Origin of the sequence: Undibacterium sp. KW1 (assembly GCF_009937955.1) — a bacterium.
Taxonomy (GTDB): Bacteria; Pseudomonadota; Gammaproteobacteria; order Burkholderiales; family Burkholderiaceae_D; genus Undibacterium.
Map to the genome: position 1 here is coordinate 5,119,435 of NZ_AP018439.1, position 26,423 is coordinate 5,145,857.

Here is a 26,423-nt window from a genome sequence, read left to right on the forward strand (position 1 = left end):
GAGAGTTTTACGATGAAAGTGGTTGAAACCGGCTTGCCCGGCGTATTGATACTGGAACCCCGGGTTTTTGGCGATGACCGTGGCTTTTTCTATGAAAGCTTCAATGCCCGTACCTTTGCTGAACTGACAGGCCTGGATGTCAATTTTGTCCAGGACAATCATTCCAAATCAGCTAAAAATGTCTTGCGCGGCCTGCATTACCAGATACAGCAAAGCCAGGGCAAACTGGTACGTGTGATTGCTGGTGAAGTCTTTGATGTCGTTGTTGATCTGCGCAAGTCTTCACCGACTTTTGGCAAGTCTGAGGCTGTCGTCCTGTCTGGAGAAAACAAGCGCCAGTTGTGGATACCGCCAGGTTTTGCCCATGGCTTTTTAGTCACCAGCGACAGCGCAGAATTTTTGTACAAGACCACCGATTACTGGGCACCGGAGCATGAACGCTGCCTGCTGTGGAATGACCCGGTACTGGACATCAACTGGCCCTTGCAGGATGCACCACTGCTGTCTGGCAAAGACCAGTTGGGCAAACTGCTGGCAGATGCTGAGGTCTTTGCATGAGGATATTATTGACAGGCACGAGCGGACAACTGGGCCATGCCCTGCTGCCGCACTTGTCACGCCTGCCTGCAACTGCGATCATCCATGCGCCACAAAGAGCAGGACTGGATCTAAGCAATGCCGCGCAATTGCGACTGTGCATCAACGACTTCAAACCAGACCTGATCATCAACCCGGCTGCTTATACGGCAGTAGATCTGGCCGAAAGTGAGCCAGAAAAAGCCCATGCCATCAATGCGACTGCACCTGCCATCATGGCAGAAGAAGCTCGCAAGCTTGGTGCTGGCCTGATCCATTATTCAACGGATTATGTCTTCGCCGGTGACAAGGCAGATGCAGCGGGCAACTGGCAAGCCTATGTAGAAGCTGATGCGACAAGCCCCTTGAATGTGTATGGCAAAACCAAGCTGGCAGGCGAGCAGGCCATCATCGCCAGTGGCTGTCAGCATCTGATCTTGCGTACCAGTTGGGTCTATTCAAACTTTGGCAAGAATTTTTTCCTGACCATGTTGAAGCTGGCGCGTGAACGCGATCAATTGCGCGTTGTCAATGACCAGTGGGGCACGCCCAATTCGGCTGACTGGCTGGCTGCTGCTACTTGCAAAATACTGGCTCAGCTACAGCAATCCACAGATGCGGCGGCATGGTGGCAGCAATTTGGTGGCATCTATCATCTGAGTGCTACAGGCGCGAACAACTGGTTTGCCTTTGCCACCGCCATCATAGAACTGGCAGACCAGCAAAACAAACTGGGCAAGGCTGCGCCGCAGATCAGCGGCATACCAGCCAGTGAATACCCTGTGCCTGCACGCCGACCTCACAACTCTTTATTGAATACAGAAAAATTGCAGGCTGCTTTTGGATTGTCCATACCGGACTGGCGCACCACCCTGGATGCCTGCATGCAGAGCGTTCACGCTCCTGCTTCTGCGCAACTAAATTCAACAACTCAAGCTCAAGGTCAGATCACGTGAAACTGCAAATGATACCTATGCGCGTGCTCGGTGATGAGCGCGGCAGCCTGGTCGCCGTTGAGGCCAATCAGGACATCCCTTTTCCTATCGCCAGGGTTTACTATATTTTTGGTACGCTGGAAGGTGTGGAGCGTGGCTTCCATGCCCACAAGACTCTGCAGCAAGTGGCAGTCGCCGTGCGCGGTTCCTGCACCATGGTGTTTGATGACGGCAAAGAGAGAGTAGAACTGGAACTTGATTCCCCGGCCAAGGGCGTTTACATAGGCACGCGCATCTGGCATGAAATGAAAAATTTCACTGAAGATTGCGTCTTGCTGGTGTTTGCTGACCAACACTATGACGAGGCAGATTATTTGCGCAAGTATGATGAGTTTTTGAAGTTCATTGAAACCACCTGAATTAGTAAATCACAAAAAACCTCTCAACACAGAGGCACAGAGATACAGAGAAATTCGTAAGAGAAAATCCATGCAAACTCTCTGTGTCTCCATTCTTTTGAACGAATGGACAATATGAAACCTATACCTTATCTGGAACTCAAGCCTCAGCATCAGGATTTGCGGGCGGAGTTGAATCAGGCTTTTAATGAAGTATTGGAGAGCGGCTGGTTCATCCAGGGCAAACAGCTGGAAGCCTTCGAAGCTGAATATGCTGCTTACTGCGGCAGCCAGTATTGCGTTGGTGTTGGCAACGGCATGGATGCGCTGCACCTGATCTTGCGTGCCTATGGCATAGGTGAAGGTGATGAAGTCATCGTGCCTTCGAATACTTATATCGCCAGTTGGCTGGCGGTGTCGTATGCGGGCGCTAGGCCAGTGCCGGTGGAGCCGGACCTGGCGACCTACAATATCGATCCGGCAAAAATCGCGGCGGCTATTACTTCCAGGACCAAGGCCATCATGGTCGTGCATCTGTATGGGCAGTTGGCAGATATGGACCCGATTATTGCCATTGCCCGTGAACATGGTTTGAAGGTCATAGAAGATGCGGCGCAATCGCATGGCGCAACATATAAAGGGCGAGTCTCTGGTGGCCTGGGTGATGCTGCTGCTCATAGTTTTTATCCGGGCAAGAACCTCGGTGCCCTGGGTGATGCGGGCGGTGTCACCACCAATGATGCCGAGCTGGCCAAACAATTGAAAGTCTTACGCAATTATGGTTCACAAATCAAATACCATAATGAAGTCAAAGGCTATAACTCGCGCCTTGATGAATTACAGGCCGCACTATTAAGAGTAAAACTGCACAGGCTGGATGGCTGGAATGTACAGCGCCGCGCACTGGCGCAGCAATATCATGAAGGTTTGAAAGACTTGCCCGGCCTGGTCATACCGTTTGTACCTCAGTGGTCTGAACCGGTCTGGCATATCTATGCCGTACGTCATGCCAAACGTGACGCCTTGCAAAAACATTTGCAGGATGCCGGTATAGGCAGCCTGGTGCACTACCCTATCCCACCGCACCTGCAACCAGCTTATGCTGAATTGCAACTGGGTGTGGGCAGTTTCCCGTTGTCTGAGCAAATCCATGCAGAAGAACTGAGCCTGCCGCTTGATCCTTATCTTGCACCGGAAGACGTCAGCCGCGTCATTGCCGCTGTGCGCGATTTCGTCCTGCAAGCTAGCTCAACTCTCTGACAATGACACTGGTACATACCAGCCTGTTGAATGCAATTGCTGTCATGGTCAGAATGCTGACCATGCTGGGTCTGAACAAACTGCTGGCAGTGTATGTAGGGCCAGGCGGCTATGCCGTCATAGGGCAATTCCAGAATGCTGTGACCATGATTTTGTCATTTGCCAGTGGCGCGATTTCCACAGGCGTGACCAAATATACTGCTGAACATGGCGACGATGCCGCAGCCCAGCAAAGAGTATGGGCCAGCGCGGCGCGTATCTCTGTTTATTGCTCGCTGGCTGCTTCTGCCGTCATTGCGGTATTTCATCAGCAACTGGCGGTATTACTCTTAAAAGATGCGCAGTATGGCAGCGTGTTTTTATGGCTGGCAGCCAGCCTGGTGCTGTTTGTCTTGAATACGCTCTTGCTGGCGATTTTGAATGGCAAGAAAGCGGTCGCTGCCTATGTGGGGGCGAATATCGCGACCAGTATAGTCACCTTGCTGGCAACCTGGCTGCTGGCCAGCGTCTGGGGTCTGTATGGTGCACTGGTCTCGCTGGCGGTGAACCAGTCTTTCGTCGCCATCATTACACTCGTACTCTGCCTGCGTAGCAAGTGGTTCAGCATGGGCATGCTGTTTGCAAAGGCAGACAAGGACATGCTGCGCAAACTAGGCGCGTATGCGCTGATGGCCATCGTCACGGCCACGGTCGTGCCGCTGAGCCAGATGCTGATACGCAATCAGCTAGTGCAAGACTTTGGCTGGCAAGAAGCGGGTTACTGGCAGGCGGTGACACGCATCAGTGATATTTACCTGATGCTGATCACAACCACGCTGACCGTGTATTACCTGCCGCGCCTGGCAGAAATCAAGGTCGCGGCAGAATTGAAAAAAGAAATCGCCCGGGTATATCGCTTTGTCTTGCCATTGACAGCGCTGGGTGCGGTCATGGTCTATCTCTTGCGTGACCTCATGCTGTGGCTGGTATTTACTGAAGAATTCCGTCCCATGTTGCAGCTACTGGCCTGGCAACTGGCAGGGGACTTTATCAAGATAGGCAGCTGGGTACTGGGCTTTGTCATGCTGGGTCGGGCGCTGACCACACCTTATGTGATTACCGAGATTGTCTTCAGCCTGTCGCTGGTTATCCTGACTTATCTGCTGACCCCGGCATTTGGCTTGCAGGGTGCGGTGATTGCTTTTTGCATTAACTATGTATTGTATTGGGCATGTATCGCCTGGATTTTAAAAAAATATGCCTACCGCTGAACGCCAACTCAAGCTCGCCAGTTTTATACAGGCATGCATCGCCCGTGTACTCGCGGCGGGCGAACTCGATAGCTGCATGCGGCGTGCCCGCGCGCTGGGCGAGCTGCTATGGAAAAACAATCTGGGCCAGTATGCCTTGGTTGAACTGGAACAGGCTTTACTGCAACGCTACCAGCATTTGTTCACAGCACCAGCACAAACAGACATCAAGGCAAGCTATCTACATGTATTGAGCCAGGCTTATACCGCCAGCGGCCATACCCGCGTCGTTGAACACCTGATCGCCAGCCAGGCCTTGCAGAATTCTGCAGTACTGGTAACAGAAAAAGCACCGCCTGCTACCTGGGAGAAGCTGAGTACGCCCGGCCATCCATGCATCTGCCTGCCCAGGTACAGCGACAGGCAAGAGAAGATACAGGCCTTACTGAATCATTTTGCACAATACAAAATCCTTGTGCTGCATATCCACCCCTATGACATTGATGCTGTCGTCGCGGCAGGATTGGCCAGGCAATTGTGCGGCACCCGCATTTATATGTACAACCATGCAGACCATGTATTTTCTTATGGTCACGGCATGGCGGATGTAGTGCTGGAACTCAGTTATTTTGGCTGGGAACTCAGCAAGCTGCGCGGCACGCATGAGAAATGCGTGTTTGCCGGTATCCCGCTCAAGTTGCCGGATGCCACTGCCGATAGGCAGGAAAATGCCACTGGCCATATCGCCAGCGCAGGTTCAGCCTATAAATATAAACCCGGCGGTGACTATTCCTTCCCTGATTTTGCAGTGCAATTACAAGCCAGGACGGGACGCAAGCTGATGCTGATAGGCCCCAACCTGAAAACCAACTGGTGGTGGTGGAAACCTGCGCGGCAGATGGGCAAGCAGGCGATTTTCCACAAGCGTATGGCTTATCAGGATTATCTGGCCTGCATGCGCGACGCCAGTGTGTATGTTGACAGCTTCCCGCTGACCGGCGGCACGGCCTTCCCCGAGATGGCGGTCAAGGGCCTGCCCTGCTTTGGCATACTGACAGGTGCACATGGTTATTCACCAGCGGACCAGCTTAAATCTGCGAGTCAGCAAGCCCTGCTGGATGACATGGGTTATTATCTGCAACAACAGCAACGCCCGGCAATGGACCAGACTGGGATACTGCAAGGAATCAGGCAAGTGCATGGCATAGAACAGGTGGCACAGCGTATCAGCAGGGCAGAAACTGCGAATGCACAAGAAAAACAACCACCATGGTCAAATCCGGCACCTATAAACTGTGATTTCTATGAGAAAATCTGGTACACAAGGAAATTGTTTACGCCGCCCATCCATAATTTCCCTGACTGGAAACTGGGCGTATTATTTTTAAAGTATTGGATACAAAGTCGGCAGCTTGCTCGCCAGGCTTAATGCTGCAGCTAATTTATGATACATGTCGCAATCGTCAGCCACGGCCATGAAAACCTGCTTATCGCAAGCGGCGTGGGTGGCCTGCGCGATGCCGCCGAAGGCATGCATGTGTGGATCAAGGATAACCAGCCTTCGCCGGAGTTGAAAGCCTATTGCCTGCAACATGGCGTGTCTTATATAGACGATAAGCCTGGCCTGGGCTTTGGTGAAAACAATAATTACCTGTTTGACCTGATCAGCAGCAGTATAGGTTTTGCCGAAGGTGACAGCTTTATCGTCATGAACCCCGACATCACCATCAATGCTGACACCATCTTTACCCTGGTAGAGAACATGCGGCGCGATGCTTTTCCGGTGGCGACGATCAATCTCTACCGCGATGACCAGCACCTGTATGTGGATGCGAATGTACGCCGCTTCCCGAATGTGATTTCTTTACTGCGCATGGTGGCGGTACGCTCCCTGTCCGAGCCTTACGACAAGAAAACCATGACAGAAACCTGCCATGTCGATTGGGCTTCAGGTGCCTTCCTGGCTTTTGATGCACTGCACTACCAGGCCTTGCAAGGTTTTGATACCCGCTACTTCATGTATTTTGAAGATGTAGATATCTGCTACCGCTCCAAGCAATTACTGGGCAAGGGCATACGTTTTTATCCGCAACTCGATGCTACCCACACTGCCGCCCACAAGAACCGCAACCTGGTATCACGCCATGCGAGCTGGTTCTTCCGCAGTTTTCTCAAATTTTTGTCGCGCCGCTATTTTGTCTATGACAGGCGGTCGAATTTGCCTGCTGCCAAATAAGGTATGAAGCAGCAAATCTTGTTGACCGGTGCCAGCGGCTTTGTCGGCCAGGCTATTGCGCGTGCCTGCCTGGCTCAGGATGTTGCCCTGATTTGCCCCAGCCGCCGTCCCCTGGCCTGGCAGGATACAAACATGCGCAATCCCATTGTCAGCGATATGAGTGCGGACACTGACTGGTCTGCCCATTTGCAAGGTGTGGATGTCGTCATCCATAGCGCAGCGCGGGTACATGTGATGCAAGAGACAGCGAGTGATCCCCTGGCACAGTTCCGCACCGTGAATGTCGATGCCAGCCTGCAATTGGCGCGCCAGGCAGCAGCAGCGGGCGTCAGGCAATTTATTTATTTGAGTTCAGTCAAGGTGAATGGCGAAGCGACCTTGCCAGGTCATCCATATACCGCTGATGACCAGCCCTTGCCGCAAGATGCCTATGGCATATCCAAAATGGAGGCAGAGCAGGCCTTGCTGCAACTGGCACAGACAACGGGCATGGCTGCCACCATCATACGCCCGCCGCTGGTGTATGGGCCGGGTGTCAAAGCCAATTTCCTGAGCATGCTGCGCATGGTGCGCCGTGGCCTGCCTTTGCCCTTGGGCAGCATACACAACCAGCGCAGCTTTGTGTATCTTGGCAATCTGGTCGATCTTGTCTTGCATTGCCGTTTGAACGAAGCGGCGCGCAACCAGGTTTTCCTGGCATCCGATGGCAGGGATTTATCGACAACAGAATTACTGCGCCTGTGCGCGCAGGCCTTGCAAGTCAAGTCGCGGCTATTACCATTCCCTGCTGCTTTGCTGACACTCGCAGCCAGCATGCTAGGCAAGAAAAATGTTGCAAACCGTTTGTGCCAGTCACTGCAAGTCGATATCAGCAAGACCAGAAAGCTGCTGGCCTGGTCGCCGCCCTATACCGTAGAACAAGGCTTGCAGGCCACAGCCGCAGCCATACCCGTTGAATGAAGAATATGTTGAAGCGTCTTTTTGATCTCGTCCTTGCACTGACAGCCAGCCTGTTTTTGATGATACCTTTGATCATCGTTGCCATCTGCGTCAGGCTGACCTCGCGCGGGCCTATTGTGTATTGGTCTGACAGGGTCGGGCGCAATAATGTCATTTTCAAGATGCCCAAGTTCCGCAGCATGCTGATTGATACGCCCGCAGTGGCTACTCACTTGCTGAGTAATCCTGACCAATACCTGACACCCATAGGTTCTTTCCTGCGCAAATCCAGCCTCGATGAATTGCCGCAATTGTGGAGCATACTGCGTGGTGACATGAGTTTTGTCGGCCCGCGCCCTGCCTTGTACAACCAGCATGACCTGATTGCCCTTCGCACTGAAAAGCAAGTGCATACTATCCCACCTGGCCTGACGGGTTGGGCACAGATCAACGGCAGGGATGAGTTACCTATCCCCGTCAAAGTAGACCTGGATGCGTATTATCTACAGCATCAGTCCTTCATGCTGGATATCCGCATCTTGTTCCTGACCTTCTACAAGGTGGTGCGTCGTGATGGTGTTACACATTAATAAGGCTGCGCTATCATGATGCAATCCGTACTCAATCTGCCCCGCCTGCAAAAACAGGTGATAGCTGCCCTGGCTGACGCCGTCTGCCTGCCGCTGATGTTTATCCTGGCGATCTGGCTGCGTTATGAAACCTTTAATGCCAGCCTGTTCAATCATTACTTCTGGCTCATCGTTTCTTCTTCCCTGATCGCCATACCGGTATTCATACGCATAGGTTTATACCGTGCCGTGATCCGTTTCATCGACCAGAAAATCATCAGCGTCGTCGTCTTTGGCGTTACCCTGTCGGTGCTGTTCATGGCCTTTGTGGCGGTGATGCTGCATATCACGCCTTTGTCGCGTGCCGTGTTTGGTTTTTTCTGGGCCGGTTCCATCCTGTATGTGGGTGCCAGCCGCTTCCTGGCCAGGGCCTGGCTGTTGCAGGCCGACATGGCCGAGAACGCCACCCGCATTGCCATCTATGGTGCGGGCAAGGCTGGTGCGCAACTGGCCACTGCCCTGCGTGCCGGTGGTGAATATGTTTGTACCGCCTTCATCGACGACAACAAATCCATACAGGGCTCCACCATAGGCGGCGTCAAGGTATTTGCACCTGAATTGTTGAAGGACCTGGCTGAGCGCCACGATATACGCGAAATCCTGCTGGCCATGCCCAGCATCAGCAAGACCCGGCAAAAGCAGATACTTGACCAGCTAGAACCGCTGAAACTGAAGATCAAGGTCACGCCATCAATACAGAGCCTGGTGAATGGCGAGCTGCGCTTGCAAGATATACGCGAAGTAGAGATAGAAGATTTGCTGGGCCGCGACCAGGTAGAACCAGACGCCCGCCTGCTGAGTATCTGCATCACTGGCAAGCGTGTCATGGTGACCGGGGCTGGTGGTTCCATAGGTTCTGAACTATGCCGCCAGATCTTGCGCCAGCGCCCGGCCAAACTGGTCTTGCTGGAAATGTCGGAATATGCCTTGTACGCGATAGAGCAGGAACTGACTGGCCTGCGACAGCAACTGAAGCTGGATGTCGAGATACTGCCGTTTCTCGGTTCCATACTCGACAGCGCCAAGCTTGACCGCATATTCACCACCTGTGAAGTTGAAACCCTGTACCACGCTGCCGCCTATAAGCATGTGCCACTGGTAGAACATAATCCCGCAGAAGGCATACGCAATAATGTGTTTGGTACGCTGTCTGTAGCGCAAGCGGCGATGGCGGCAAAGGTCAAGAATTTTGTGCTGATTTCTACCGACAAAGCGGTGCGCCCGACCAATGTCATGGGTGCGACCAAGCGTCTGGCCGAACTGATCTTGCAAGCCTGCTCACGCCGCCAGCAACATACCCGCTTTTGCATGGTGCGCTTTGGCAATGTGCTGGGTTCATCCGGCTCAGTCGTGCCTTTGTTCCGCAAGCAGATCATGGCAGGTGGCCCCATCACTTTGACCCATCCCGAGATCACTCGCTACTTCATGACCATACCCGAGGCCGCGCAACTGGTCTTGCAGGCTGGTGCCATGGGAGAAGGCGGTGATGTATTTGTGCTCGACATGGGCGAACCGGTACGTATCATTGACCTCGCACGCCGCATGGTGCACCTGAGTGGCCTCGAAGTGAAAAGCGAAACCACGCCCGACGGCACCATAGAAATCCAGCACGTAGGCCTGCGCCCTGGTGAAAAACTGTATGAAGAATTGCTGATAGGCGACAATGTTGAAGGCACCTCCCACCCGCTGATCATGCGCGCCCAGGAGAGCGAGTTGCCATGGGATCAACTGAATGCCTTGTTGCAAAACCTGCAAGCTGCCTGCACCGCCTTTGATTATGAGCAAATCCGTGCCCTGTTGCTGCAAATAGTGGCAGAATATGAGCCACAATGCGGTATTGAAGACCTGATCTGGCAAGCCCAGCAAACTGGCCCCAAAGACCAGACAGCTACCGGACTGCTCCACTGACTCTTTTTACTATAGAAAAATAATCATGTCCCTACTCTCCCCCAGCATATTCAAAGCCTACGATATTCGCGGCATCATCGATAAAACCCTCGATGCAGAAGTTGCCCACCTGATCGGTCAGGCTTTTGGCAGTGCCGCCATCGCCAAAGGTGAGAAAACCGTAGTCATAGGCCGTGACGGCCGCTTGTCCGGCCCCGATCTCATCACTGCGCTGGCCAAAGGTTTGCAATCGACTGGCGTGGATGTCATCGACCTCGGTGTAGTCGTCACCCCCATGGTGTATTTTGGCACCAATGTGCTGGGCGCGACATCCGGCATCATGGTCACTGGCAGCCACAATCCACCTGACTACAATGGCTTCAAGATGGTGCTGGCAGGCGAGGCAATTTATGGTGATGCAATCCAGGCCCTGTACCAGGCCATCCTGAATAAAGACTTTAAACAAGGCAGCGGCAACTACCGCACGCATGACATCAAGGCGGCTTATCTTGAACGCATCATTGGTGACGTGAAAGTTGCCCGTCCTTTGAAAATTGCCGTCGATTGCGGCAATGGCGTGGCTGGTGCATTTGCCGGTGAGTTGTTTCGCGGCATGGGTTGTGAAGTCATCGAACTGTTTTGCGAAGTCGATGGCACTTTCCCCAACCACCATCCTGACCCAGCTCACCCGGAAAACCTGCAAGACCTGATACGCTGCCTGCAAACCACTGATGCAGAAATAGGCCTGGCATTTGATGGCGATGGCGACCGTCTCGGTGTCGTTACCAAGGATGGCCAGATCATCTACCCAGACCGCCAGCTCATGCTGTTTGCCGAAGACGTATTGACACGCAACCCCGGCGCGCAGATTTTGTATGACGTCAAATGCACACGCCATATCGCCCCTTGGGTAAAAGCCCGTGGCGGTGTCCCGCTGATGTGGAAAACCGGTCATTCCCTGGTCAAGGCCAAGCTGCGCGAAACCGGCTCACCTCTCGGTGGCGAAATGAGTGGCCACATTTTCTTCAAAGACCGCTGGTATGGTTTTGATGATGGCCTGTATGCTGGTGCCCGCCTGCTGGAGCTCGTCAGCCGCGTGGCTGACATGACAGCCACGCTGAACAACTTGCCACAATCCACCTCGACACCAGAACTGCAATTGCAACTGGCCGAAGGCGAAAACTTCAAGATCATCGCCGCCATGCAGGCGAATGCCAGCTTCCCTGGTTCCGATGAAATCATCACCATCGATGGCCTGCGCGTGGAATATCCCGACGGTTTCGGCCTGGCCCGCTCATCGAATACCACCCCCGTCATCGTCATGCGCTTCGAAGCCGAAAACCCTGAAGCATTGGCACGCATACAGGGTGCAATGAAGCAGGCTGTGCTGGCTGTGAAGCCAGAAGCTGTCTTGCCATATTAATTTCCAAGACCGAAAAGATCACCACAGAGACACCGAGACACAGAGAAAGGCAAGAGAAAATCTTTTGAGATAAGGGTGTTTAGTAAGAACTCTTCACATCTTTAGTTTTTCTCTGTGCTCCTCTGTGTCTCAGTGTCTCTGTGGTGAGCAGTTAGGTCTTCACCCGTATCTACTATCCAAGTGAAAATCCTTCTTGTTCGTGTCTCATCGCTGGGCGATGTTTTGCATAATATGCCCATCGTGGATGACTTGCGTCGCCAGTTTCCGCAGGCGCGCATAGACTGGGTGGTGGAAGAAGCCTATGTACAACTGGTGCGCCTGAATCCCGGCGTCGATCAGGTATTCCCATTCGCCCTGCGCCGCTGGCGCAAGAGCCTGGGGCAGGCGGGAACGCGGCAAGAAATCAAGAATTTCTTTCGCCAGTTACGGCAGGAGCAATACGACCTGGTACTTGATACCCAGGGCTTGCTCAAAACAGGCATCATCATGGGCCTGGCAAAAACCGTCAAAGGTGGCAAAAAAGTCGGCCTCGCCAATGGCACTGAGGGTTCAGGCTATGAAGGCATTTCCAGAATTTTCCACGACATCAGCGTACCAGTAGATAAGCGTACTCATGCCGTCCTGCGCGGCCGTCTGGTTGCTGCCGCCGCTGGCAGCTATACCGTCAACACACCTGCCAGCTTTGGCTTGCAGGCACCGGATATACCAGTTGACCAGCATGCATGGTTGCCAGCTACACCATATGCAGTGTTCTTTCATGGCACTGCAGGTGCAGCCAAGAAATGGCCACGCGATCACTGGCAAGCGATTGCCGCCGAATTAAAAAACTACGAATTACCGATACTGCTCCCATGGGGTAGTGCTGCTGAAAAAGCCGAGGCCGAAGCGATGGCTGCGGTCATGCCTAACGCCAGCGTCTTACCTGCGCTCTCCATGCAGGCTGCAACTTTGCTGGCACAAAAAGCACACCTAGCCATTGGTGTGGATACCGGCCTGACGCATATCGCAGCAGCTTATGAAACACCCACCATAGAAATCTATTGCGCTTCACCGCGCTGGAAGACTGAGGGCAACTGGTCAGACAAGATTATTAATCTTGGGGATAGCGGGCAGCCTGCGACTGTTGACGAAGTTCGCGGGGCGATTAGCGTACTAATGAGAGTAACCAGCGCACAGCAATAGCCTGGCGGTTAAGAATAAACCTTCTACTTAGTAACGTCATTCCAGCGTGCCTTTAGCTGGAATCCAACGGGCTGGCGCTCCAGCAGCGTTCGTAGCACGTCACAGAAGGTATTTACTTCATGCCCGTACAAATTTACACATTAAATTTTCAAATATCTTCGTAAGTCATTCAGGCAGGCCAGAGGTAGCCCAACATCCCCCCCTTCTCTTGCATTCACCAAGATGCCAGGAAAGTGCCAGATACGGTAAAATAAACCCCCGCCTGTCAATATACCGCGAACCATGGCATCCCCTTCCAGCCACAGCGCTTCACCCAGTTTCTGGCACGACAAAAAACTGCCTTTTGTTGAGATGCGGTCTATCAAGGGAGCGCGTAGCATAGGCTATGCGAAGCACTCGCATGAGAGCTTTTCCATCGGCGCAATCACTGGCGGGAAGAGTACCTACCTGAACGGCAAAATGAAAGAGCAGGTAGGTGCGGGGACGGTCGTCATTATCAATCCTGAAGAGATGCACGCCTGCAATCCCGTTGTTGATGAGCCCTGGTCTTACCACATGCTATATGTCGATCATGCATGGCTGGCGGCGCTTCAGCACGAACTTGGCTTTAGCGCCAATGCAGACTTCAGGCCGTTTTCAACTATATCGACCAATTCCCTGTTTGTGGAACTGACCACCTTGTGTGCGATATTGGCGGATGAACATGCGGATCAATTGCAAAAACATGGCGCTGTCATCGATTTTTTCTCAATGCTGCAAAACCGGCTTGATCCTGCATCCACCAGCAACAAGGATGCCAACGTCAAGCTTATGCGCGCGGCAGAATTCATCAAGGAAAACTTTAATCGTAGCCTTAAGCTTGAAGAAATCTGCGCTGCAGCAGAATTATCGCCAGCCTATCTGATACGCGCATTCAAGCAGCATTTTGGCATGACGCCTCATGCCTATCTGATCAATCACCGCATTCAACAGAGCCGCGCCCAGCTCAGACGTGGCCATGCCATAGCCGACATTGCCATCGACATTGGGTTCTCGGATCAGGCGCATTTCCAGCGCGCTTTTAAACAGCATCTGGCAGCCACACCCGGTCAGTATCGCGGTCGCGGATAGACTCATGCCTTCATAAGCGAATTATGATGATGCTTCCATGACGTCAATCACTGCCTGATATAGCCGCACAGGTTCCTCCGCAATACGGTTGAGTACGTAAAGAAAATATTCTTCGCCAAATACCGCATATTCCCGTGTCGGGAAACCCTGCTTCTGCAAGCTATCAAGCAAATCAGTGCCAAGACCGATCAGGGATTCAAATTCATAGCGATCGCGACTTACATCCTCGCTTGAGATAAAGGTAGATAATTCCTCTTGAATTTGCCCATCATGGGTCGCTATCGAACATAGATGGCCGCTCGTGAGCAAGGCCTTTGCGTAGCGTCGATAGCAGGCTGCCAGTTCAGGGCTATCGCGGCTGTAAGCGATATTCTCTGCCTCCAGAAATGCGCCCTTGACCAGGCGTATCCGCCCTGGATACGCTATCAACGCCGGAAGATCCTGCTCGGTGCGATGCAGCTTGGCGGGCACGGTAATGCCAACATTGCTCAGGCCCGCCTCCGTATGCAAGCGGCCATAGGTGACATAAATATTGTCAGCACGATCCGATCCCTCCATGGAAATCATGACCTCACGCCCCACCGCTGCTGCGGCTGTGGCGATACGTTTCATATTTTGGAACCCAAGTTCGGCATCAATCACAGATCCCACGTGTGACAGGTCCAGGGAAATCGAACAGCGCAAGTTCAGTCTATCGATAGCCGCAATCAATTCAAGGAATATGGCTGTTTCTGCCAGTGCCTTGCCTTCGTCGCGGCAACTTTCTCCCATATATTCAGCCGACCCGGCATGGCCTCTTGCATTGATTTGTTCTATGCGCCGCAGCAAATCTGGAATTGTCTCGCCAGCGACATAGCGCTTGGCCACGCGTTGCATATAGGGACGTAAGCTTGGATCGTAACAAAACCGCTCCTTGGCTTCTTCATCCAGTGCCAATTGGCGAAGTTCATTCGCCGCCTGCGCAACCAATGGCTGCCATGCCGCTGGAAATTTTGGCAAATTTGATACTGTCATGTTCAACTCCGATCGAAGAATGGAAAGGAGTCAATGGTGGCGGGATACTTCGCCAAAGTATTGAAGAAAACTGCCCTTTACCCATCTCAAAGCCCAAGTGCCCTCCCTCGGGGGAACAAGTCAGCGATCGCTACGTCTGTCAACGAATGTGCGTTTGTCCGGCCTACGGACGTCCGCAGGTAGCACCTGCGTACAGTGAGCGCTAAACTCAATTAGGCGAAAAAAATAGTAGAGAATTTTTCCCGATGCTGCAAAAGAATGGGCAGGATAAATGGGGTGATCGACCAAGCCTAACTCGAATCGTCAAGATCTGTACATGACCAATACCAGACAAGATAAATATGTACGTGAATGTCTTACTCAAGAAATCCAGACATTTTTCACACAAACAATCAACTGCTTTTCTTCGCCGAATTTGTAATGTGCCCCACGTCCAGATGTGCCGCCCCAAATAAAATCCAGGTAAATCAATTCCGAATCACTTACTGGTGCAAAAGAAGCCAAACCTATGGAGTGAATGCGAAATGGCCTGTCGTTAAATATTGTAGATGGCAAAACCGGGATTGTCAGACTATTCCAATGCACGCCAGACTGCACTGTCCTGAACCGGACGTAATCAGATGCTGACCGCTCTTCGATCCCATCGTGATCCATTAACCATGCGTGACACACCGGTGTATCAGCGTGCGCGCAATATTTTGAGATATGGCTGTGCTCAGCTATCCAGACTGAGTATGGGCGCATGTTTTCTTCAGCTTCGAGCCAAAGTCTATGTATCTCATCTAAACATGCTTGCTGAATACTCATCTATGTCGCTTGCTGTGTTGTGTTCAGACATTTTAATTTTTCACAAATCTGCCCTGATGCCGCAAAAGAATGGGCCGGATAAATGGGGTAATCGACCATGCGTCGCTCAAATCCTCAGTATCAGTGCATGACCAATACCAGACAAGATGAATATGTATGTCAATATCTCGCTCAAGCAAGTCCAGAAACTGCGTCCAGCTCTCGCTACGCAGAAAATTCTCTTTTCTATCTATGGCGTCGCAAGATGATTACACTAACATAGCCATGAGCGTGAATTTTTCGTCTTCCCTCAACTCGCCACTATCATAGGCAACAAGAAATTCATCTATCCTGTTTGCATCAGCAACTTCATATTCCCAATCCTGCATATTTTTTGTATTGGGCAGATTAAAGCGTATTGCCAGTGCGTCTATAGCAGCTCTGGTGGGGAAGCGGTAAAGATGATCGAGGTTTTCGAACATGGCTTACTCAAACATCTTTACTTAAGAAATTCATTTACTGGTATTCGTAATTCTCAATTTGCTCGCAACGGCAGAAACCTCAGAGAAATCGTTGATGCCCGATTTCCCTTTTCATTCGATGCTGGCTTGAATTTACAGGAACGAGCAAGTCTTAAACTTTCTTGATCCAATTTGTTTTCCATCCGCCATTGAAGTTCAGCCACATCGACTCCTCCCTCATTATTCAACCAAACGCCAACTACAATACCGCGTCCAGGTTCATTTGATCTTGCGAAACTTACAAATTCAGATTTGCTACATGTATCTGTCAACAACTCTGCCGGAATCTCAGCAGGCCCCTCCAATTTCCAAACAAAACCACCCTTTACATATACTTTCTCCAACCCTGGATTATCAAATATTTTACATCCCATGATATTTATTAAAACAGTTTCATCCAATAGGCGCCAGCCACTACTTCTCACGATCTCAGCAATAATAACGCGACCCTCAGAGTCAGTCACGGCATCAACTTCAGTTTTTCCTTCAAATTCGTGTCGCAATGCAAACCGTGGATATTCAGCTCTTTTGCAACGGTGAAATGCCAAGGGTTTGTCAGAAAAATATGCTTGCATCTCCGAAATTTTCGCGTTGTTAGAATTTATTCTTGAATCAGTTTGTATCTGCGCTGAGGATAGCCCCCAATTTAAATTCAACAGCACAAATAAAAGAATATAACGAATAGAAATTTGATTTTTAAACATGTTTTCTTATTAAATCGCGAGTCAATGCAAGGAGAACATACGCCTCATTAAAATGAACCTGATATTAAATTTCCAGCTTGGCAAACGACTTTACCAAATCATCCAGCGATTTCAATTGCGCCAGGAAAGGTTCCAGCTTATCCAGCGGCAAGGCACTTGGCCCATCACACTTCGCTTGTGCCGGATCAGGATGTGCTTCGAGGAACAGGCCCGCCAGACCAGTCGCCATGCCCGCACGTGCCAGCTCGACGATCTGTTCGCGGCGGCCACCTGAGGCTGCTGCGCCAGCTTCGCGTTGTTGCAGGGCGTGGGTAACGTCGAAGATGACAGGCAGATTGTTCGTCACTTTTTTCATGACGGCGAAGCCGAGCATATCGACCACCAGGTTATCGTAGCCAAAGCAGGTGCCGCGGTCGCAGAGTATCAATTGATCGTTGCCTGCTTCCCTGAATTTTTCGACGATGTTCTGTACTTGTGAAGGGCTCAGGAATTGTGGCTTCTTGATGTTGATGACACGGCCAGTTTTGGCGAGTGCAACCACGAGGTCAGTCTGCCGTGCCAGGAAGGCGGGCAGTTGCAGGACATCGACGACTTCTGCCACTTGCACAGCTTGCCATGGCTCGTGTACGTCGGTGATCAGGGGTACGCCAAATTCTGCCTTGATGGCTTCGAATATCTTCAAGCCTTCTTCCAGGCCAGGGCCACGGTAAGAATGGATGGAAGAACGGTTTGCCTTGTCAAAGCTGGCCTTGAAGACATAGGGGATGCCCAGCTTGCTGGTGACGCGCACGTATTCTTCGGCAACGCGCAAGGCCATGTCTTTGGATTCCAGCACGTTCATGCCGCCGAACAGGACGAAGGGGCTTTGGTTGCTGGCTTGAATTTTTGGGGTGATGGCGACGGTAGTCAAGATGATTCCAGTTCTGAAAATAATATATTAGCTTCTGAATATGTTTAGGATACCCAGCGCAGGTAGTCTTGCCATTGCGGATCAAATTCGCTGCTGATAGCAAACTCCAGCGGGGCAAAGTTTTGTGCCAGGTTGTGCGCCTTGGCCATAGCGGTTTCTACATCGCTGACGTGCCAGTTCATGCTGCGCACATTGCCATGCAGGGTGATCTGGCTGGTGATGCCTTCCTGGGTTTGCGCGAGCAGGGTTTCAAGCTGGTCTTCAAACTCGCGGGCGGCTTCAAGATCATCTTTATTGTCCAGTGTCACATCGACTTGCACGCGCCACAGCATGTCGGCCCTGCCAACCAGCGCCATGGCGGATTCATTGCGTTGTACCAGCAATTTGTCGTCAGGGTCGGTATTGCTGACGAGCTCAAAACCTGTCCATTCATTTTCACCGGTCGGGAACAGGGTCGTATGCCCAAGTTCATCGCGCCAGAAATGGTCAAGCACAGCCGGGAAGGCAGCCAGGCTGACAGTGTCCTGTTCAGCTTCGTCTTCCATAAATTCTACCGGACCTATCTTGATGGCGAAATCATATTCACCGATGGCATGGTCCAGCAGGATGAAGGACATGTGCCTGGCATGATCGACCATGTCTTGCGGTATGGGTTTGGCAAACCATAATTGCAAACCCACCCTGCCTGCGTCGGCATAATGGCCAACCAGCACGTCGGCAGGGCTGAGGCTGAAATTATCCATGGACATGCCAAACTCACCCATTTCTGTGCGTGCCCGGAAGGCAGTTACATTGGGGAACATGGTCAGTTTGGGCGCTGTCTGCGCCAGCGTCATGACATCCTGAAAATGTTCGGTCGCGCCGTGGGCGGTGATGATGAGGTCATAGACACCATCTTCAGTCTTGCCTTGCAATTCAGCAGCCAGCTTGGGGAAATGGGGTTCCAGCAATGCATTGATGGCTTCCATGACATCGCGAATTTCCATTTGCTGTAATTGTGGCTGTGCATTTGCCAGTGCTTGCCAGAAAATATCTGTACTCATCTATTCATGTCCAGGATGGTGAAGGGCTCAACATGTCCTTGCATGTTGTTTAAGAGGCATAGGATATCATTTTATGGGGGTGGTTTTGTATGGTGTTGCAGTGAAGGCAACTAGATTGCTGTTTTAAGCAATCTGAAGAACTTAAAATTACGAATGAGTCACTTCACCGAATGAGTCCCCTCCCCTTCAAGGGCGAGGGTTAGGGTGGGGATGGGTTTCGGTCGAATGACCACTTATTAAATTTACTACAAAAATCCCCCCTATCCCAAGCTTACCTTTGAAGGGGAAGGAGTAAATCCCCAAAACAAGACATAACCCCTGCACACCGTTTTCAGGTATATTCCCACCTCTTCGCCCACACTCCCAAGCTTGATGTCTGCTCATCGTAAAAATCTTGATGGTTTTGCCACTTCCCTCATGCTGGTGCTGTGCCTGTGCTGGGGTTTGCAGCAGGTGGCGGTTAAACTGGCGGCGCCTGTTATCGGTGCCACCATGCAACTGGGTCTGCGCTCAGGCCTTGCGGCGATGCTGGTGTTGCTGCTGATACTTGTTAAAAAGCTTCCATTTTCTTTGCGCGACAAACATCTTATGCCCGGTATTGCGGCGGGTGTTTTGTTCGCTGTTGAATTTTTATGCATATCGCTGGGACTGAAATACACCACGGCTTCGCATATGTCGGTGTTCTTATATACCGCCCCTATTTTTACCGTGCTGGGCCTGCACTGGCTGATCCCGGCTGAGCGTTTGCAGTCGACACAGTGGCTGGGTATCTTGTCGGCATTTGCGGGCGTGGCAATTGCCTTTTCTAGCGCCTTCAGTAGTAGCCAGCGTGATGTGGCTGACATGCTCATCGGTGACAGCTTTGGTGTGGCGGCAGCGGTGTTGTGGGCAGCGACCACGATTACCATACGCAAGTCCAGCCTGTCTGAGGCAGAACCAACGACCACGCTGTTTTACCAGTTGGCGGTGGGCGCAGCGATCCTGCTGGCATTTGTCACGCTGCGTGGCGAAAGCCTGCCCACGCAATGGGATATAACCAGCATCGTCAGCCTGGTTTTTCAGACGGTGGTGATTGCCTTTGCCAGTTACCTGACCTGGTTCTGGCTGATGCGGCGTTATCTGGCGTCGCGTCTATCTGTTTTTTCTTTCCTGACACCCTTGTTCGGCGTGGCCGCTGGTGTCATTCTTATGCACGATCCCATTAGCCCGCGCTTTGCGCTGGGTGCAATACTGGTCTGTGGTGGTATTGTATTGGTGAATTTCCGTCGGACATAAAGCATGCGTCTTCTTTACTCCCTGGTATGGGGCCTCTCCCTGCCGTTTGCCCTGTTCCGTCTCTGGTGGCGTGGACGCCTTGAGCCCGGTTATCGTCAGCATATCGCTGAACGCCTGGGCTTTTACCCAGCTTCTGCAAGCGTGCCAACGATCTGGGTGCATGCTGTCTCAGCCGGTGAAACACGTGCGGCTGAACCGCTGATACGAGCCCTGCTGGCGCGCTGCCCTGAACACCGTATCTTGCTGACGCATATGACAGCCACCGGGCGTGAGACGGGCGGCAAGCTGTTTGCCGATGTAGGCCCAAGGCTGCAACAGGCATTTTTGCCATATGACATCAACTGGATGATCATACGTTTCCTGCAGCATTTTTCGCCGCAACTGTGCATCTTGATAGAGACAGAAGTCTGGCCTAACCTGATTGCCCAGTGTGAGGCCAAGTCCATCCCCGTGACGCTGGTGAATGCCCGTTTGTCAGAAAAATCTTTGCGCAAGGCCCAGCGGCTGGCCTCGCTGATCTTGCCTGCGGCGCGTGCCATCAGCAGTGTGGCGGCACAATCTAATCCCGATGCCCTGCGTCTTCATGAGCTAGGCATAGAACAACCGGGTGTGACCGGCAATATGAAGTTTGACGTGACACCGCCGCCATTGATGGGTGAGCGCGGTGCAGCCCTGCGCCGCAGCTTTGGCGAGCGCCAGGTGATCTTGTGCGCCAGCACCCGCGATGGCGAAGAAGAGCTGATACTGCAAGCCTTTGTTGAGCAGGTGCCTTTGCTGCAAACCAACCCGCTGCTGATCATCACGCCACGCCACCCGCAACGCTTTGACCATGTGGCCGGCCTGCTGGAATCACATGGCATTAAATATCTGCGCCGCTCCAGCCTGAACCATGAAGAGATCGCCCCTATAGGTAAAGACATACAGGTCATACTCGGTGACAGCATGGGCGAGATGTATATGTACTATGCGGCCTGCGATATTGCCTTTGTCGGTGGCAGCCTGGTGCCACTCGGTGGCCATAACCTGATTGAAGCCTGTGCCATGGGCAAGCCTGTACTGACAGGCACGCATACCTTCAATTTTTCTGAGATCACTGACCAGGCGATTGCCAGCGGTGCAGCCTTCCGTGTCGATGGTGCGCTGAGCCTGTTCCGCCAGGCTCATGCCCTGCTGGCTGACAAGCCAAAATGCCATCGCATGGGTGAGGCAGCCTACACGTTCTTTTTGCAGCATCAGGGCGCAACCGCACGTACCATGCAGATGCTGGAAAAATATCTATGATGTGGTACTGCCGACAGGACTGACATTATCGAGTATCTGCAGAGCCGCCTCAAAGTCAAACGCCTGCAGGGCCCGCACAAATTCATCAGCCTGCGCCCCCAATACCTGGCGCATGCTGGGCTGGTGGGTATTGAAATAATCGAGTGCTTCACTGTCTGAGTCTTCGAGATACTGGCGCAAGGTCGTGAACAGACCAGCAATTTCTGCTGCATCAGTAGTATTTCGGTCTCGCCCTGTCTGCTCTGCCTCTTTCTCCTGTAAAGCGGCTTTAGTCGCCTGATCTTGCAAAACCTGTTTCAGGGCATTGATAAGTTCTGCACTGGCCGCACTGAATTTTTGTAGCAGAGCCTCATTCTCTTCAGAATTTTCTATAGCCAGCTCCAGCTCAGTGGATACTGCAGCCAGTGCTGTCGCACCGATATTGCCCGCCGCACCGCGCATGGTATGGGCTTCGCGCTCTGCCGTGCCACGGTCACCCCGCTCCAATGCCTGCCTGATCTTGTCTGGCGCACTTGCAGCACTTTCAACAAAGATTTGCAGCAGGCGCAAGTAGAGGTCGAGATTCTGGCTGCAACGGCGCAAGGCGGGGGCGACATCGACACCGGGTATGTTCAGGTCGTGGACAGGGGCCCCTGGCTTGACTGGCTCCGCCTTGGTGGTTGCTGTGGCGGGTGCATCGGGTACAGTACCAACAGCCGCTGCCGTCACGGCTGGTGCTGATGCTGAGTCTTCAGCCTGATAACCTGGCATGCGCTGGCCACACCAGCGGGCAAGAGTGGCAAAGAAACTGTCGGGGTCTATCGGCTTGGCGATATGGTCATTCATGCCGGTATCAAGGCAGCGTTGCCGCTCTTCATTCATGGCGTGCGCGGTCATGGCGATGATGGGCAAGTCCAGCCATTCGGGGTAAGAGCGGATGACGGTAGTGGCGGCATAGCCGTCCATCTCCGGCATTTGCAAGTCCATCAGCACGATGTCATACGGGTTGCCCTGGTTCAGCTTGTCGATAGCGATGCGGCCATTGTCGGCCACATCGACGATCATGCCTGCCTCAGTCATCAGCTCAGCAGCAATTTGCTGGTTGATATGATTGTCTTCTACCAGCAGGATGCGCATGCCTTCAAAGCGGCAGTCGCTATGTGTCTCAACTGCAGTGCTGTCAGGCGCCTCACGCGATGTGGCACTGATACGCAGCAGGACCTCCAGCAAACCCGCCATGCCTGTGGGCTTGGACAGATAGGCGAGTGGTGCATAAGTCCTGGCTTGCATGGTGGTTTCATCAAAACTCATAGTGGTCAGCATGATGACCTGGGGTGCTTCCTTGCCCATGCTGGCGGCGATGGCATTCATGGTGGCGGCACCATCCATGTCAGGCATGTGGGCATCAAGTAACAGTAAATCATAGGGGTGACCATGTACCCTGGCTTCGCTCAGCATGTGCAGAGCCAGCTTGCCGCTGTTGGCAGCATTCACTGTCAGGCCAAGTTGCTGGCCCAGCTTTTGCAAATGCATGCGGGCAACGTCATGGTCATCCACGACCAGCAGCTTCAGGCTTTGTACCTGTTCAGGCAAGACGATTTGCGGAGCCGGGGTAGCAAACGCGAACCAGGAAGTGAAATGAAAATTACTGCCCTTGCCTACCTGGCTTTCTACCCAGATCGTGCCACCCATGAGTTCAACCAGGTGCCTGGAGATAGTCAGGCCCAGCCCAGTGCCGCCATATTTACGGGTAGTGGAACTATCCGCCTGGGTAAAGGCCTGGAACAGGTTTTCCTGCTGCTCTTCTGTCATGCCGACGCCGGTATCCTGCACGCTGAATTGCAGTTGCACCTTGTCGATTTCTGCCTGCACCTGCTTGACCAGGATGATGACTGAGCCCTGATCGGTAAACTTGATGGCATTATTGACCAGGTTGGTAATGATCTGGCCCAGGCGCAAGGGGTCGCCGCGCATGCTGCGCGGGACATGGGTATCGATATCAAATACCAGTTCTATGTCTTTTTCTGCGACCTTGTGGGCAACGATGGTGGCAACATCGTCGATGACATCGGCCAGTACAAATTCGGCAGATTCTATATCGAGCTTGCCTGCTTCTATCTTGGAAAAATCCAGGATGTCATTCACCACGCCGAGCAGCGAAGTACCAGCACTATGTATTTTGTCGATATAGTCGCGCTGCTTCAGGCTCAGGCGGGTTTTCTTGGCCAGGTGCGAGAGACCGATGATGGCATTCATCGGTGTGCGTATCTCATGGCTCATATTCGCCAGGAAATAGGACTTGGCAATGGTAGCCTGCTCAGCCTGCTCCTTGGCTTCGCGCAGTTCATCTTTTTGCAGATAGGTTTCGGTTTCATCTATCCAGAAACCATTCCATATCCAATCCCCATTGACACGCTTGGGTGCCACGGTTTGCGAGCGCAACCAGCGCACCTCGCCATCGACAAGAACACGCTGGTGAAAATTGCTGGAGGTGCGGTTATCAACGGCCCGGTTCAGGCTGGCCTCGGCAGTTTCACGGTCTTCTGCCAGTGTGGTGCGCCAGCGCGCGTCCTTGTCGGCCAGCAAGTCTGCTGCTGGCACACCCATGACGTTTTTCACATTCTCGCTGACATAGGCATATTCTCTTTGCCCATCCGGCCTCTCACGGTATTGATAAACCGAGAGTGGCAGGACATCGGTGAGATCGGTCAGGCGCTTGCGTTCACGGTCAGCCTCGGCAGTTCTCTGCCTGACCAGTTCTTCGAGCTGGCTTTGTTGGTAAGAGAAACGACTGACACGCCAGCGATAGGCCAGGAAGATCAGACCCAGCAGGATAAGGCTGACGATGATCCTGAACCACCACTCCATCCAGAATGGTGGCGTGATGGTGATGAGCAGGCTGGCACCTTCTTCACTCCACTCGCCATCCTTGGTGGCGGCACGCGTCCTGAACACATATTCGCCTGCGCCCAGATTGGTATAGTTGGCAGCACGGTGGGCACCATCTATCTGTACCCAGTCCTGGTCAAAGCCATCGAGCTTGTAGGCATAGCGATAATGCAGGGGGTCGGAATAATTCAGTGCGGCAAATTCTATCGATACAACACTGTGCTTGTAAGACAGGGTGATGGATCTGGCATCAGAAATATTGCCGTCCATCTTCACACCTGCAGGCAATTTGCCGCCACGTACGGACTGGTTGAAAATCAAAAAATCAGTAATTGTTGTGACAGGTTTGGCAGTGTTATCGCGTATGGCTTTAGGATAAAACCAGGCCATGCCCTGAAAGCCACCAAAATACAACGCACCGTCAGCATCACGGTGACTGGCCCCTACCGTGAATGTGCCATCGATGAGGCCATCATCGGCGGAATATTTTTTGATGGTCTTCCTGTCCGGCCCGAGTTTGTACAAACCACCATCGGTGCTGATCCACAGATTGCCAGCTTCATCTTCAGCAAAACCGGCGGTCGCATCATTCCCCAATGCACCACCGTAACGAATAAAACTGATCTTGCCATCCGCGCCCTGCACCATCTGGTTCAGGCCGCTGGCCGTGCCTACCCAGATCACCCCGGCCTTGTCTTCATACACGGCATATACGCGGCTATGGCTCAGGCTATCCGGGTTATCGGGATCGTGGGCATGATGTTCAAAGCGGCCTGTGCTGCGGTCCAGCCTGTCGAGGCCGCCAAAGCTGCCCACCCAGAACTGGTCGCGACGGTCAAACAGGATGGACACTACCCGGCCATGGGCAAGGCTGTCGCTGTCCCTGGGATTATGCATATAGCGCTTGAACTTGCCACCCTGCATGAGGTTCAGGCCGTCATCGCTACCCACCCATAAATTACCTGCCCTGTCATAGGCCAGCGAGTGCACGATGCTGGAACTGATGCTGTCTGCCTGCTTGGGGTCATTCTGGAAATGCTGCGCACGCGCGGTCACGGTGTCGAACAGGTTCAGGCCATCCTGGGTACCGACCCAGAGCTTGCCCTCAGGTGCCAGCTTCAAAGCCCTGATCTTGCTATTACTGAGGCTGTTTGGCATGCTGTCCAGGTGATGATAGGCGCGCACCTGACCGCTGGCCTTGTCGAGACGGTTCAGGCCATCGCCGGTACCTATCCAGACCACGCCGTCCTTGCTGGTAATGGCTGAGACTGTATTATTGCTGAGGGTCTTGGCTTCGCCCGGCAAATGCAGCAGGCGCTCGAACCCACCACTGGCCAGATTGGTCCGGCTGGCACCACCGAGCCAGGTGCCTACCCATAAGGTGCCGGTACGGTCTTGCAGCAGCCGCGTGACGCGGTTGTCAGCCAGGCTGTGCCTGTCGCTGGCATGATGGCGGTAAGATGAGAATGTGTTGTCGGCAGCGTTCCAGCGCTTGAGACCATCATCGGTGCCTACCCAGATCACGCCGTCACGGTCTTCCAGCAAAGAAGTGACAGGGCCCGGCTCCAGGCCTTCTGCCCGCCCAAAGCGGCGTTTTTGCTTACGGTCGCGTGACCATAGCTCCAGCCCGGCCGAGGTGGCGATCCACAGGTTACCCTGTTTGTCGCTGAGCAGGGCCTGTACATTATTGTGGCGCGGGTCTGGTCTGGCATCGCTGTCCAGGCGAAAATTCTCGAAGGCGGTCTTGCCCCGGTACATGACGCTGAGACCGGCATTACTGCCCGCCCACAGGTTGCCATCCTTATCCAGGTTCAGTGCACTGATCTGGTCACTGGCGATGCTGGCGGCATCCTTGTCGTCATGACGCAGGATCTGGAAACGGGCAGTATCCGGGTCAAAATACGCGAGGCCATCACCTGTTGCCAGCCACAGGCCTGAGCTGCTGTCACTGATAATGGCCTGTATCTGGTTGCCGCCAGAGCTGCGGATATCGGCGAGGTTGCGCTTATACCTGACCATGGTCTCGGTTGCCATGTCATAACGGTGCAGGCCGCCATTGCGCGTGCCCACCCATATCCTGCCCTTGTCATCCTGATGCAGGGCCCAGACCCAGTTGTCGGTGAGGCTGTCTGTACGGCTGGGGTCATGGCGGAAAAATACCACCTTGGCACCGTCATAGCGATGCAGCCCCCCTGGGTGCCAAACCACATATAGCCC

22 protein-coding genes are annotated in these 26,423 nt (G+C 52.9%); 15 read left to right on the plus strand and 7 right to left on the minus strand.

Features of this window, described 5'->3' with window-relative positions:
- The first annotated feature begins 12 nt into the window (after positions 1-12).
- From rfbC to UNDKW_RS23115, 13 genes are all read left to right on the plus strand, one after another.
- Positions 13-558, plus strand: coding sequence for a dTDP-4-dehydrorhamnose 3,5-epimerase (rfbC, locus tag UNDKW_RS23055; RefSeq protein ID WP_162043202.1), 546 nt, complete (start codon positions 13-15; stop codon positions 556-558).
- The gene (gene rfbD / locus UNDKW_RS23060) at positions 555-1,532 is read left to right on the plus strand and encodes a dTDP-4-dehydrorhamnose reductase (RefSeq protein WP_162060649.1); all 978 of its coding nucleotides are present in this window, start codon (positions 555-557) and stop codon (positions 1,530-1,532) included. Before rfbC ends, rfbD begins: the two co-directional genes overlap by 4 nt.
- On the plus strand, positions 1,529-1,930 hold the full coding sequence (locus UNDKW_RS23065) for an FdtA/QdtA family cupin domain-containing protein (protein WP_162060650.1): 402 nt from the start codon (positions 1,529-1,531) through the stop codon (positions 1,928-1,930). Before rfbD ends, UNDKW_RS23065 begins: the two co-directional genes overlap by 4 nt.
- Before the next feature lie 114 nt (positions 1,931-2,044).
- Positions 2,045-3,169 (plus strand): DegT/DnrJ/EryC1/StrS aminotransferase family protein, encoded by a 1,125-nt coding sequence (locus UNDKW_RS23070; protein WP_162060651.1) that lies wholly within the window; start codon positions 2,045-2,047, stop codon positions 3,167-3,169.
- 2 nt (positions 3,170-3,171) lie between these two features.
- Entirely contained in the window at positions 3,172-4,419 is a 1,248-nt protein-coding gene (locus UNDKW_RS23075) for an O-antigen translocase (protein ID WP_162060652.1), read from the plus strand.
- Positions 4,406-5,827: a hypothetical protein gene (locus UNDKW_RS23080; RefSeq protein ID WP_162060653.1), complete on the plus strand. Its 1,422-nt coding sequence runs from the start codon at positions 4,406-4,408 to the stop codon at positions 5,825-5,827. Before UNDKW_RS23075 ends, UNDKW_RS23080 begins: the two co-directional genes overlap by 14 nt.
- Before the next feature lie 15 nt (positions 5,828-5,842).
- Positions 5,843-6,634 (plus strand): glycosyltransferase family 2 protein, encoded by a 792-nt coding sequence (locus UNDKW_RS23085; RefSeq protein WP_162043208.1) that lies wholly within the window; start codon positions 5,843-5,845, stop codon positions 6,632-6,634.
- Between the two features lie 3 nt (positions 6,635-6,637).
- Positions 6,638-7,594 carry an SDR family oxidoreductase gene (locus UNDKW_RS23090; protein WP_162060654.1) on the plus strand — a complete coding sequence of 319 codons (957 nt, stop codon included), beginning with the start codon at positions 6,638-6,640 and terminating at the stop codon, positions 7,592-7,594.
- An 8-nt stretch (positions 7,595-7,602) separates the two neighbouring features.
- A complete protein-coding gene (locus UNDKW_RS23095) occupies positions 7,603-8,163 on the plus strand; it encodes a sugar transferase (protein ID WP_162062075.1) in 561 nt (186 codons plus the stop codon).
- A gap of 18 nt (positions 8,164-8,181) precedes the next feature.
- On the plus strand, positions 8,182-10,110 hold the full coding sequence (locus UNDKW_RS23100) for a nucleoside-diphosphate sugar epimerase/dehydratase (RefSeq protein WP_162062076.1): 1,929 nt from the start codon (positions 8,182-8,184) through the stop codon (positions 10,108-10,110).
- 25 nt (positions 10,111-10,135) lie between these two features.
- Positions 10,136-11,512, plus strand: a complete 1,377-nt coding sequence (locus UNDKW_RS23105; RefSeq protein WP_162060655.1) for a phosphomannomutase/phosphoglucomutase — start codon at positions 10,136-10,138, stop codon at positions 11,510-11,512.
- Positions 11,513-11,692: 180 nt separating this feature from the next.
- Positions 11,693-12,694: a lipopolysaccharide heptosyltransferase I gene (gene waaC / locus UNDKW_RS23110; protein ID WP_162060656.1), complete on the plus strand. Its 1,002-nt coding sequence runs from the start codon at positions 11,693-11,695 to the stop codon at positions 12,692-12,694.
- 282 nt (positions 12,695-12,976) lie between these two features.
- Positions 12,977-13,804 (plus strand): AraC family transcriptional regulator, encoded by an 828-nt coding sequence (locus tag UNDKW_RS23115; protein WP_162060657.1) that lies wholly within the window; start codon positions 12,977-12,979, stop codon positions 13,802-13,804.
- A 21-nt stretch (positions 13,805-13,825) separates the two neighbouring features.
- Here the strand turns inward: UNDKW_RS23115 and UNDKW_RS23120 are convergent, their stop codons facing one another.
- The 6 genes from UNDKW_RS23120 to UNDKW_RS23145 all read right to left on the minus strand — a co-directional run bounded on the left by UNDKW_RS23120 (position 13,826) and on the right by UNDKW_RS23145 (position 18,782).
- Entirely contained in the window at positions 13,826-14,818 is a 993-nt protein-coding gene (locus UNDKW_RS23120) for a proline dehydrogenase family protein (protein ID WP_162060658.1), read from the minus strand.
- A gap of 360 nt (positions 14,819-15,178) precedes the next feature.
- Positions 15,179-15,625, minus strand: a complete 447-nt coding sequence (locus UNDKW_RS23125; protein ID WP_162060659.1) for a hypothetical protein — start codon at positions 15,623-15,625, stop codon at positions 15,179-15,181.
- 248 nt (positions 15,626-15,873) lie between these two features.
- On the minus strand, positions 15,874-16,086 hold the full coding sequence (locus UNDKW_RS30150; protein ID WP_197892994.1) for a hypothetical protein: 213 nt from the start codon (positions 16,084-16,086) through the stop codon (positions 15,874-15,876).
- Positions 16,087-16,139: 53 nt separating this feature from the next.
- A complete protein-coding gene (locus UNDKW_RS23135) occupies positions 16,140-16,829 on the minus strand; it encodes an energy transducer TonB (RefSeq protein WP_162060660.1) in 690 nt (229 codons plus the stop codon).
- Positions 16,830-16,893: 64 nt separating this feature from the next.
- Entirely contained in the window at positions 16,894-17,739 is an 846-nt protein-coding gene (gene kdsA / locus UNDKW_RS23140) for a 3-deoxy-8-phosphooctulonate synthase (protein WP_162060661.1), read from the minus strand.
- 44 nt (positions 17,740-17,783) lie between these two features.
- Positions 17,784-18,782 (minus strand): hypothetical protein, encoded by a 999-nt coding sequence (locus UNDKW_RS23145; RefSeq protein WP_162060662.1) that lies wholly within the window; start codon positions 18,780-18,782, stop codon positions 17,784-17,786.
- Between the two features lie 372 nt (positions 18,783-19,154).
- Here UNDKW_RS23145 and UNDKW_RS23150 point away from each other — a divergent pair, with 372 nt between their 5' ends.
- A complete protein-coding gene (locus tag UNDKW_RS23150) occupies positions 19,155-20,057 on the plus strand; it encodes a DMT family transporter (RefSeq protein WP_162060663.1) in 903 nt (300 codons plus the stop codon).
- A 3-nt stretch (positions 20,058-20,060) separates the two neighbouring features.
- Positions 20,061-21,338, plus strand: coding sequence for a lipid IV(A) 3-deoxy-D-manno-octulosonic acid transferase (waaA, locus tag UNDKW_RS23155; RefSeq protein ID WP_162060664.1), 1,278 nt, complete (start codon positions 20,061-20,063; stop codon positions 21,336-21,338).
- Here waaA and UNDKW_RS23160 read toward each other — a convergent pair.
- A complete protein-coding gene (locus UNDKW_RS23160) occupies positions 21,333-26,414 on the minus strand; it encodes a two-component regulator propeller domain-containing protein (RefSeq protein ID WP_232063087.1) in 5,082 nt (1,693 codons plus the stop codon). The two genes, waaA and UNDKW_RS23160, sit on opposite strands and share 6 nt — an antisense overlap.
- Between the last annotated feature and the right edge of the window lie 9 nt (positions 26,415-26,423).